This window comes from Paraburkholderia elongata (assembly GCF_013177735.1).
GTDB lineage: Bacteria > Pseudomonadota > Gammaproteobacteria > Burkholderiales > Burkholderiaceae > Paraburkholderia > Paraburkholderia elongata.
This window is the reverse complement of the sequence record NZ_WOEZ01000223.1, coordinates 1-10,729: the sequence shown is the minus strand read 5'-3', so window position 1 is coordinate 10,729 and position 10,729 is coordinate 1. Positions and strand designations below refer to the sequence as shown.

At 60.0% G+C, this 10,729-nt stretch carries 8 protein-coding genes, 1 tRNA gene and 2 pseudogenes; 6 read left to right on the top strand and 5 right to left on the bottom strand.

Features of this window, described 5'->3' with window-relative positions; genetic code table 11:
* The 5 genes from tolA to GNZ13_RS39555 form a co-directional block, all read left to right on the top strand.
* A partial coding sequence (tolA, locus tag GNZ13_RS39575; RefSeq protein ID WP_172175456.1) for a cell envelope integrity protein TolA occupies window positions 1-705 on the top strand: 705 nt, incomplete at its 5' end.
* A gap of 140 nt (window positions 706-845) precedes the next feature.
* Window positions 846-2,138 carry a Tol-Pal system beta propeller repeat protein TolB gene (tolB, locus tag GNZ13_RS39570; RefSeq protein ID WP_172175454.1) on the top strand — a complete coding sequence of 431 codons (1,293 nt, stop codon included), beginning with the start codon at window positions 846-848 and terminating at the stop codon, window positions 2,136-2,138.
* Between the two features lie 32 nt (window positions 2,139-2,170).
* A complete protein-coding gene (gene pal, locus GNZ13_RS39565) occupies window positions 2,171-2,680 on the top strand; it encodes a peptidoglycan-associated lipoprotein Pal (protein ID WP_172175452.1) in 510 nt (169 codons plus the stop codon).
* 19 nt (window positions 2,681-2,699) lie between these two features.
* Complete coding sequence (gene ybgF / locus GNZ13_RS39560; protein ID WP_172175460.1) at window positions 2,700-3,449, top strand: tol-pal system protein YbgF; 750 nt, start codon at window positions 2,700-2,702, stop codon at window positions 3,447-3,449.
* 194 nt (window positions 3,450-3,643) lie between these two features.
* Window positions 3,644-3,719: transfer RNA gene (locus GNZ13_RS39555), tRNA-Lys, on the top strand.
* Between the two features lie 89 nt (window positions 3,720-3,808).
* On the opposite strand, the gene GNZ13_RS39550 is transcribed toward GNZ13_RS39555, so the two are convergent.
* The 3 genes and pseudogenes from GNZ13_RS39550 to GNZ13_RS39540 all read right to left on the bottom strand — a co-directional run bounded on the left by GNZ13_RS39550 (window position 3,809) and on the right by GNZ13_RS39540 (window position 7,461).
* Window positions 3,809-5,050: a tyrosine-type recombinase/integrase gene (locus GNZ13_RS39550; protein ID WP_172175450.1), complete on the bottom strand. Its 1,242-nt coding sequence runs from the start codon at window positions 5,048-5,050 to the stop codon at window positions 3,809-3,811.
* Between the two features lie 11 nt (window positions 5,051-5,061).
* Window positions 5,062-5,553: a hypothetical protein gene (locus GNZ13_RS39545; RefSeq protein ID WP_172175448.1), complete on the bottom strand. Its 492-nt coding sequence runs from the start codon at window positions 5,551-5,553 to the stop codon at window positions 5,062-5,064.
* 469 nt (window positions 5,554-6,022) lie between these two features.
* Window positions 6,023-7,461: pseudogene (locus GNZ13_RS39540) on the bottom strand (IS1182 family transposase).
* A 229-nt stretch (window positions 7,462-7,690) separates the two neighbouring features.
* Here GNZ13_RS39540 and GNZ13_RS39535 point away from each other — a divergent pair.
* Window positions 7,691-8,406, top strand: a pseudogene (locus GNZ13_RS39535) (IS630 family transposase); the annotation flags it as partial.
* Between the two features lie 38 nt (window positions 8,407-8,444).
* Here the strand turns inward: GNZ13_RS39535 and ccsB are convergent.
* Together ccsB and GNZ13_RS39525 are read right to left on the bottom strand one after the other, a co-directional pair.
* A complete protein-coding gene (gene ccsB, locus GNZ13_RS39530; protein ID WP_172175446.1) occupies window positions 8,445-9,668 on the bottom strand; it encodes a c-type cytochrome biogenesis protein CcsB in 1,224 nt (407 codons plus the stop codon).
* A 438-nt stretch (window positions 9,669-10,106) separates the two neighbouring features.
* Window positions 10,107-10,729, bottom strand: a 623-nt coding sequence (locus tag GNZ13_RS39525; RefSeq protein WP_236002392.1) for a c-type cytochrome, incomplete at its 5' end; no start/stop codon positions are given.

Genomic DNA, 10,729 nt, shown 5'->3' with positions numbered 1-10,729 from the left:
CAACTGGCCGAGCAACTGCGTCAGCAGAAGCTGCAAGCCCAGCAGGAAGCCGAGGCGAAGCGCCAACAGCAACTGGCAGCCGATCAGGCAGCGCAACTCGCCGCGCAAAAAGCAGCGGCGGCCAAGCAGAAACAGTTGCAACAACAGCAGGCCGAGAAGCAGAAGCAGCAGCAATTGGCCGACCAGCAAAAGCAGCAGCAGTTGAAAGAACAGCAGCAGGAGCAGCAGAAACAGGCCGAAGCTGACGCGCAGAAGAAGGCCGATGTGCAGAAAGCGGCGAAGGCCAAGGCCCAAGCCGATGCGGCGGCGCAAGCAAAGAAGCTGGATGTGGAACGTCGTACGCGGCTTGCCCAGATGCAAGGTTCCGCGGGCGGCGAAGGCTCGACCGGCAATGGGCTTGCGAAGAGCGGCACGGGCAGCGGTTCGGGTGGCACGGCGACATCGCCGGGTTACGCGGACAAGGTGCGTCGTGTGGTGCGCCCGAACATCTCGTGGGGTGGCGAGACGGAAGGTCTGGAGACCGTCATCTCCGTACGCTGCTCGCCGACAGGCACGCTGCTGGACGCGCAGATCTCGCGCAGCAGCGGCAATTCGGCGTGGGACGATGCGGCGCTGCGGGCCGTCCAGCGTTCCAATCCGATGCCTCAGGACGTCGACGGGAAGACGCCGACCAGCTTCAAGATTACGTTGCGCCCGGCAGGGTGATTGCAACAGTTTGACAGTCAGTTGACAGCAGACGCAGCGCCCCGCCCAGCGGGGCGCGCCCGGGAACGAATTAAATGTTTGCGGGTCTGTCTTGCTGTCATGAAGTGTTAGTAAAACCGTTTTTGGGGAAACCATTCAGCATGAGTTTGATGACCAAGCTAGGCCTGCGGACACTTGTAGCGTCGTGCCTGATCGCCGTCGGCGGCGCCGCCCACGCACAACTCAACGTCCTCGTGACGGGCGTCGGGTCCACCCAGTTTCCGATCGCAACGGCGAATTTCGCCAATGAAGCGAACTCACCGCAGCAGGTCAGCACGATCGTGCGTCAGGATCTGCAGCGCAGCGGCAAATTCACCAACATCGACGCGGGCAGCACGCCGGTTTCCGAAACGGATTCCGTCGACCTCGGCAGCTGGAAGGCCAAGGGCGCCAACGCGTTCGTGTCAGGCAGCGTGAACCGCTTGCCGAACGGCCAGTACGAAGTGCGCTTCAAGCTGTACGACACCGTCAAGGGCGAAAGCCTCGGCGGTCTCGTGCTGGTGAGCCCGGAAAGCGGCTTGCGCATGAGCGCGCACAAGGTCGCGGACTATATCTACGCGAAGCTGATGGGCGGCCGCGGCGTGTTCGCCACGCGCCTGTCGTACGTCATCAAGACCGGCGGCCGTTATCAATTGCAGATTTCCGATTCGGACGGCCAGGACGCGCACATCGCGCTGTCGAGCCCCGAGCCGATCATCTCGCCGGCATGGTCACCTGACGGCACCAAGGTCGCTTACGTTTCGTTCGAAAAGAAGAAGCCGATCGTCTACATCCACGATCTGCCTACGGGCCGTCGCGTGGTCGTATCGGACCAGAAGGGTAACAACAGTGCGCCGGCGTGGTCGCCGGATGGCCGTACGCTGGCCGTCGCGCTCTCGCGCACCGGCAACACGCAGATTTTCGCCGTCAATGCGGACGGCAGCGGCCTGCGGCGCCTGACGCAAGGCAGTTCGATCGACACTGAACCGTGCTTCTCTCCTGACGGCCAGTCGATCTATTTCACCAGCGACCGTGGCGGCCAACCGCAGATCTACAAGATGTCGGCCCAGGGCGAGAATGCCGGCGCCGCGCAACGTGTGACCTTCACGGGCAGCTACAACACCAGCCCGCGCGTGAGCCCGGATGGCAAGCAGCTCGCCTATATCTCGCGCGTCGGCGGCGGGTTCAAGCTCTATATCCAGGACCTGCAAGGCAATACGGCCACGGGCCTGACGGACACCACACATGACGAATCGCCGAGCTTCGCGGCGAACGGTCAGTACATTCTTTACGCCACACAGGTGGACGGCCGTGGCGTGTTGGCCGCAGTATCGACCGACGGTCGAACTCGGCAGGTCCTTTCCGTTCAGGGCGGCAGCGTACGCGAGCCATCCTGGGGTCCGTTTATGCAGTAACGTTGATGCAACAACACAAGGAGAGTAACAAAATGATGTCCAAACTTCGTTTCGCATTTGCCGTATTGATGGTCGGTGCGCTGGCCGCATGTCACTCGGGCGTCAAGCTCGACGAAAACGCTAACAAGGGTGGTGCCGTTTCGACGCAACCGAATCCGACCGATGTCGCTCAGGTCAACGTCGATCCGCTGAACGATCCGAACAGCCCGCTCGCCAAGCGCAGCATCTACTTCGACTTCGACAGCTACTCGGTCAAGGACGACTATCAATCGCTGCTGCAACAACACTCGCAATACCTGAAGAGCCATCCGCAACGTCACGTCCTGATCCAGGGCAACACCGACGAACGCGGTACGAGCGAGTACAACCTGGCACTCGGCCAGAAGCGTGCTGAAGCTGTGCGCCGTTCGCTGTCGCTGATGGGCGTGACGGACTCGCAAATGGAAGCCGTGAGCCTCGGCAAGGAAAAGCCGCAAGCGACCGGCCATGACGAATCGTCGTGGGCACAAAACCGCCGCGCCGACCTCGTGTACCAACAGTAAGTAACGGGTGATGAGCCGAATGACGCATCGTTTCTCCTGGCTGCGGTTTGCCGCAGCGGCCTGCGTCGCGGGCACGGCCTTCGCGGCTGTGCCCGCGCACGCGGGCGTCTTCGACGACGATCAGGCCCGTAAGGCCATTCTCGATCTGCGTTCCAAGACCGATAGCCTGTCGAGCCAACTGTCGGCCGCGCAGCGCACGATCCTCGATCAGTCCAACCGCCTCGACCAGCTGAATCAGCAGGTCGCGACGTTGCGTGGGCAGAACGAGGATATGGGCAACCAACTCGCCACGCTGCAAAAACAGCAGAAGGACTACTACACCGATCTGGACACGCGGCTGAAGAAATTCGAGCCGCAGCAACAGACGGTGGACGGCGTCCAGGGCGAGGTGCAGCCGGGTGAAACCGATTCGTTCAATGCGGCTTCACAGCAGTTCCGCAACGGCGACTTCAAGAATGCCGCGGCGTCGTTCCGCGCCTTCATCTCCAAGTTCCCGAACAGCCCTTACCAGCCGACCGCGCAGTATTGGCTCGGCAACGCGCTATATGCGTTGCGCGACTACAAGGGCTCGACGGCGACCTGGCAAGGTGTGGTGAAGAACTACCCGCAGCATCCGCGTGCACCGGAGGCGCTGCTCGCGATTGCGAACAATCAGCTCGAGCAGGGCCAGAAGGCTGCGGCCAAGAAGACGCTGGAGCAGATCGTCGCGCAGTACGGCGGCTCGGACGTTGCGCAGTCGGCTCAGAGCAAGCTGTCGCAGATCAAGTAGTCGTACAGGGTTTAGCAGTTGGCTTAACGCGCAGTGGCTGCGCAGTCTCCAAATCAATTGCCACGCGCGCCTCTCGCCGGAAAGCCCGGGATAGCGATACCTCGGGCTTTTTACTACCTGAAGTGCGGATAATTCGACCAACCGCCATGGGTTGACAGCCCATAGGGCTATCGCTATAATTCCGCTTCTCTTTTGGGTCGTTAGCTCAGCTGGTAGAGCAGCGGACTTTTAATCCGTTGGTCACAGGTTCGAATCCCGTACGGCCTACCAAAGATATCAAAGGGTTACGCGCTGTGAAGCGACGTAACCCTTTTTCGTTTGTGTAGTTTCTGTGTAATCGTGTCAGAAAACAGGGATGCTCACGCCAGTTTCATCCGGTCCTGTAGCTTGTCCATCGCCGCCTGAATATGCTCGCCATTCTGGTGTGCATACTTCTTCACCATCGCGAGCGTCTTGTGACCGCTGATGCGCTTCACGGTCGGTAGGTCGATCCCCGCTTGAACCAGATGTGTGATGGCAGTGTGCCGCAGCGTGTGTCGCACGACGAGCGCAGGATCAAGCCCAGCTTCACGTACTGCCTTGATGAACGGTTTGCGAATCTCGACGGTATGGCCGGACTTCGCCGCAGCGGACGGAAACAGCCAAGGCGTACCGGGTGGCAATGCGTCCATGCAGCCCGTCAAAAACGTTACAAGGTGCGCCGTGATCGGCTGTTCGCGCTGACCAGCCTTTGCCTTTGGCACATAGATCACGCGGCGTTGCACGTCGATATTCTCACGTCGTATCGACAGGATTTCGGACATGCGCATTGACGTCTCTATCCCTATCACGATAAACAGATAGAGTTGCAGATTGTCGGATGCCTTCGCCGCCTCCAGTAACGCAGCAACCTGATCGACGGTCAAGTACATGATCCGGCCGTCGCCTTCCTTGAGCCGGCATAGCTTGGCTGGACGATGCGTAATCCAGCCCCACTCTACTGCTTTGCTGAATAGATGAGAGAGTGCTGCCAGTTCGCGATTGATCGTTCCTGGTGCGGCGACTCCCGCCTTGTCAGAAGGCTTCACCCCTTGCTCTTTCGATTTGGCGCTCACACGATCCCCGCCGCGCGCCGACTTTTCCTGTTGGCGCTGCTTTTTGTACCGCTCCGTATCGAAGCTGCTGATTTTCGATAACGGTGTATCACCGAAGAACGGGACAAGGTGTCGTTCAAGGCGCATGCGCTTCGCCTTCAAATCCTTACCGCCTGCGACTTCCAGTTTTTCAAGGTATTTGGTGGCTGCGTCACGAAACGACAGCGCAATCTTGCGCCCCTTCGGCAATGACAGACGATCGTGCTTCGCATCGCTGCGCAACCTGGCGATGAAGTCCTCTGCCTGCGTGCGCGTAGTGCCGTCGGACTCGCGACCGACAACGCGGTGAATTCGCTGCCCGTCAATCATCACGCCGACGGTAAAAATTCCGTCACCGTTGCGCTGCCGCTCGAACGTGATCCCGCGCTCCGTGATCTTCTCGCCCGGCGCGAGCTTGCGCATGTTGGGCCGCGAGAGCTTGGACTGCGCCGTTTCCTGTTTAGCTGATTTAGCTGCTGTGTGCTTCATGGCGACCTCGGTCACAATGGCAATTCGTCGGGCATTCCGTCAAACGAATCCTTGGCGTCAGGATCAATTCGCTTCCACTGCGGCAACTCCGACCGGTCCTTCTCGCCGCTCGCGACCGCCACAAACGTCTTCCAGCGCTCGCGCAGACGCTCGAAAAGAAAACCTTCCTCGCGTAGTTCCCATGTCCACTCGCCGTTTGGTCCCGTATATCGGCCCCGCCACAAGAATCCGTTCTCGCGAATCAGCTTCCACAGGACTTGCTCCTCATGGGTAAGCAAGTCGGGATAGCGAACGGCGAGCTTGATAAAGCGATCCTGTTCATCGACATCCCAAAGCTTTCCAGCCATGTCCGCTATGGAATCCCTGAGGTCACTACCTCGATTTTCAAGGTAAACCTGTTCGAGGCCAGTCTGAATGGCCCACTCAATAAAGCTCGAAAGCGTTCGCCGCTGTTTGCGCCCCGCCAGTTCCGCGAGATAGCGTAGTTTCGGTTCGAGCCGCACGGTTACGACTTCCGATCGCGACGTTTTCGCCCCGCCGCCCTTGCGCTTCTGTGCATCCGTCATATGCGTCCTCCACGCCAAAGGTTCCATAACGTTCGATTTCGTACGGGGCCCATAGCGCGACACCATTCAGTGTTTCAGCACTGCGTGCGTTCCCGAGGCGCACGGCGCCGCACGAGGCTCGTGGCTGCTCGTGATCAAGGGCGCGTCATTGGTTCGTCCCTGCAGGCCGTCTCAAGAAAGGGCAATTTACGCATGCCAAGGCGTCTGCGACGCACGCGATTGAATGTCGCTGACCGACCCAGGCTGTGTGGAAACGCCGAGATGATCTCAACGCACGCGGCTCTGGCATCAACCAGAGCGTTTGGCAATTCGTGTATGGCTCAGTTCGTCGATGGCGAGCCGCAGAAGGGCTCTCTAAGGCTCTTTAAATGGCTATTGTTTGCTTGTCTATAAGGCCAACGGGTGCTCACGCGCCCACCAGCCGCATCGCCTTCATTGTTTTCTTGAACCCCAGGATTCGCAGCACTCGCGTGAGATTGTAGGCAAATACGTTAAGACTCATCTCGGCACCCACGTTGGGCAGCCTCCGCGTCAGGAAATGTGTGTAGCCCATCCAATGCTTGAACGTCCCGAAGACATGTTCGACGGTCCGTCTGCGTATCGTCATTGCGTCCGGTGCCCTGTCGAGCCGACGCTGGGCTGCTTCCAGCACCGACTCATGTTCCCACCGACTTATTCGTCGCTGGACGCTCGGCGTGCACTGTGACTTTATTGCGCATTGCGAACAGGCACTGCTACAGTACCGGCGCATTTGCAGACCGTGTTCCTCGCTGGTGTAGCGGTAAATCGCGCGTTCGCCGGCGGGACATTGGTATTCGTCGTCCCGAGCAATGTAGATGAAGTCTGCCCTGTCAAATCGGCCATGGGCCTTTGCGCTGGACGTCGTGGGTTTTGGCAACATGACAGCAATGCCGGCGTCTGTGCGTTCCTTGATCTGAGGCGCGCTGTAGTAGCCTCGATCAGCTACGGCCCGGAGTCTGGTCTTACCCATAGCATCGCGCGCAGCCTTCGCAATAGGACTAAGCTGCGCCCGGTCACTGCCAGAATTTGTGACCTCGTGAGCGACGAGTCCTTGGCATCAACTGCCACCTGCACGTTGTAGCCCACCATTCCCGAACCTTTGCCGCTCGTCGCCATGGAACGTGCGTCCGGATCGGTCATCGAGAGTTGGCCGTCCGGCTGCGTCTTGAGCTGCCCCTTGATCTGATCGAGGTTTCGCATCTGCTCGCGTAAGCGCGCGATCTTGTCCCGCAATCGGCTCGTCTTCGCTTCCAGTTCAGCCGGTTGCGTACGATCGGCGGTCTCCAAAGCATTCAGATACCTCTGGATGCTCTCCTCGATCTGCTTCTGGCGCTTATCGACCTTACCCTCGGTGAAGTTGCGATCGCGAGTGTTGACTGCCTTGAACTTGCTACCGTCGATGGCAACAAGCGCTTGCGAGAACAGCTTCAGCTCACGGCACAGGACGACGAAGCGGCGACATACGTTGCGGATGCCGGTGCCGTTATCACGGCGGAAGTCAGCTATGGTCTTGAAGTCCGGCGCAAGACGGCCGGTGAGCCACATCAATTCAACATTGCGTTGGCATTCGCGTTCCAGGCGGCGGCTCGACTGAACCCGGTTCAGATAGCCGTAGATGTAGATCTTCAGCAGCACGGCCGGATGATAGGACGGGCGACCTGTAGTCGACGGCATCGCTCCGTTGAAGCCCAGTGGTCCAAGGTCAAGCTCTTCAACGAACGCCTCGACGATCCTGATCGGATTGTCCTCGGCGACGAAGTCATCGAGGCACTCTGGAAGCAACGTCACCTGCTTGCGATCTTCACCTTCTATGAATCGCTTCATCCGGTCACCCAAGCTGAACGAGTTAATCCAGTTTACGCGATCAACGCGTTTTCACACAGGCGCGACCCACAAGCGCCGCAAAAGTTAAGTCAGTGGACGGCCGCTTTCAGTGTGGAATGAGACCGCGCTGATCGACGTTGGGTTGGTCGCTTTGGCTGGAGCGCCCCAGATCTAGTACAACATCCCTGAAGTACTTTTAATAATTAACTGGATGATTTATCCTGGCGTTATGAGCCGGGGTCGTCATGCAACGCCAGTGAAGCTGGCCAAAAGGGAAAGACAGGAACTGCTGTCGCTGATCCGGCGCACGACGGCCGCACAGCGTGATGTGACGCGGGCCCGTATTGCGTTAATGGCCCATGAGGGCTCGCACAGGAACTGGGCGTGTCCGTGCAGACGGTCAGCCTGTGGCGCCAGCGCATTGCGCGGCAAGGTGTTCAAGGTATCCGGGAGGGCGAGCGCAGCGGTCGTCCGCCGCGCATCACGCAGGAAACGCGGCTGCAACTGATCGCACTGGCGTGTGAGGTGCAGGAAGCGCAAGGCCGGGTCACGCCGACGCTCGACGAGATTGTGGCGCGTGCCGTGGAGCGAGGCATCGTTGGGCAGATCAGTCGCAGCCATGTGCAGCGCATCCTGCAGGCCGGTGACGTTCGCCCGCATCGGATCCAGCAGTGGCTGCACAGTCCGGACCCGGCCTTTCGCGAGAAGGTCAACGTGATCTGCAAGCTGTACCGCAAGGCGCCGAAGAATGCGGTGGTGCTCAGTATCGACGAGAAGACCGGCATCCAGGCCATCGAGCGCAAGCATCCGGGACGCGCGCCCGCACCGGGGCGGCTGCGTCGTCGTGAGTTTGAATATATCCGTCATGGCACACAGGCGGAGATTGCCGCGCTCGATGTGCATACCGGACAGGTGCTGGGAAGCTGCCGTGAGCGACGCACCCAGGAGCTTCGGACGAAAGGTGCGGGCGCTCCGGCATTCTTTTACAGCTTGCCGTAGCTATGCAGCCCCGACAGGAACATATTGACGCCGAGGAACGCGAAGGTCGTCACCAGCAGGCCGGTCAGCGCCCACCATGCCGCCACCGCGCCGCGCAGGCCCTTCATCAAGCGCATATGCAGCCAGGCTGCGTAGTTCAGCCAGACGATCAGCGCCCACGTTTCCTTCGGGTCCCAGCTCCAGTAACCGCCCCATGCTTCAGCAGCCCACAGCGCGCCGAGGATCGTCGCGATCGTGAAGAACGCGAAGCCGACGGCGATCGACTTGTACATCAGGTCGTCGAGCACATCGAGCGGCGGCAGGCGGTCTGCCAGCACGCCGCGCTCCTTCGCCAGATACGCGACGCCGACCATTGCCGACAACGCGAAGCTGCCATAACCGATGAAGTTAGCCGGCACGTGGATCTTCATCCACCAGCTCTGCAGCGCCGGCACGAGCGGCTGGATCTGCTGTGCGTCACGAGCGACCGAGTACCACATCAGGAAGCCGACCGCCGCGCTGATCACCAGCAGCACGAACGCGCCGAGCGCACGCGTGTTGTAGTGCTGCTCGTAGTACAGATAGAACAACGCCGTGATCAGGCTGAACAGCACGAACACTTCGTACAGGTTCGAGATTGGAATATGACCGACGTCCGCGCCGATCAGGTACGACTCGTACCAGCGCACCATCAAACCGACGAAGCCCATCACCACTGCGGCCCACGTCATTTTCGAACCGATCGCGGCGCCGGTCGGTGAACGCGACAGCAGGCCGATCCAGTAGAAGACGGTGGCGAACACGAAGAGGGCGCTCATCCACAGAATCGCGGACTGGCTCGACAGGAAATATTTGAGGAAGAATGCGTTATCCGCGCGCGTCAGATCGCCCTGATAGATCTGGATCGCCAGCAGCGACAGCGCGGCGATGCCCACCATCAGCGGACGCACCGGCTTCCAGCGCCAGCCCAGCACGACGAACACCGGCACTGCGCAGCACAGCACCAGTTTGTCGTAGTAATTCATGAACGGGTAATAGCGCGACAGCGCGAACCCCGCGCCCGCGACCATCGCGAGGGCGAACAGCCAGTCGACGATGCCGAGGCGCTTCAGGAAGGGGCGCTCGTCGAGCAGATTCACCGTTTGAGCCGCGGTCGTTGAGACATCCCACTGAAGCACAGGCGCTGGGTCCGGCGCACCGGCATCAAGAGACGGTCGTGTCAGGTCCATGGTCCTCTCCGTTGGGCAGATCGCGTCGACAGGATGCCGTCCGCATGCAATTGACTGACTTCCACGCTCGCATTGAGCATCGCATCGTTCGACGCCTGCCTCCCAAAACGCGGTCTTTTAGTGCTGATTCCCGCCCCACAAATGCGCTGCCGGACGTGACCGGGAGAACCATCGCTGTCATGAGCTCCTGCTTCCCGATTCCTTCCGTAAGTTTCCACTGCAGATTGAAAAAAAAGCGCCCGCCGGGGGGAGACGGTGCGCAAACTTTTCGCCACGTCGCTACTGATGCGCTCACTCGAGGCAATCTCAACAATGACGCAGGCGTTCTTGCAGGCGCCGCTGCCGTGCAACGGCTCATCCGCGTTGCACAGACCAGCCGGACGGCCTGGACTCTGAATCGCCACGCCCACGGGCGCAGCGACGGGTAAGGTAACCTGCTCATTGCTCGGCCGGCGGGTTGGCCGCTGCCTCGGTCTCTGGGGGAAACGCTTCCACGAAGGCAGCCACGGCGCGCATATCCTGCTCCGACATATTGCCGCAGACCGCCTTCATGACCTCACCGCGAGGTCTTTGAGCGGTGTCGCGCTGGAAAACCAGTAGCTGCTTGACGATGTAGTCCGCGTGCTGACCGGCGAGCCGTGGAAACTGATTCATGCCCTCGCCATGCTGGCCGTGACACGAAACGCATGCCGCGACGCCTTTGTCCGGCAACCCGGACACAAAAATCGCTTTCCCTGCGCCAATGAGCGATTGGTCGCCGGATTCACCCAGAGCCGGCTTCTGACTGGAAAAATACGCGGCAAGTTCGTCGATTTGCGCCTCGCTCAGGTGCGTAAAGCCCCACATAAACCTCTTGGCGTTCGGGTCTGATCGGGCATGCGTCTTGAAGTCCGTCAATTGATCGACAATGTATTCCTTTCGTTGCCCCGCCAGCTTGGGAAAGACCGGCGATACCGAAACGCCGTTCACGCCATGACAGTTCGAGCAGACCTGCAGAGCAATGGTCTTTCCGGGGACAGACGGGTTATCGACTGCCCTCGACCGTTCCAGGTCGTGACAAC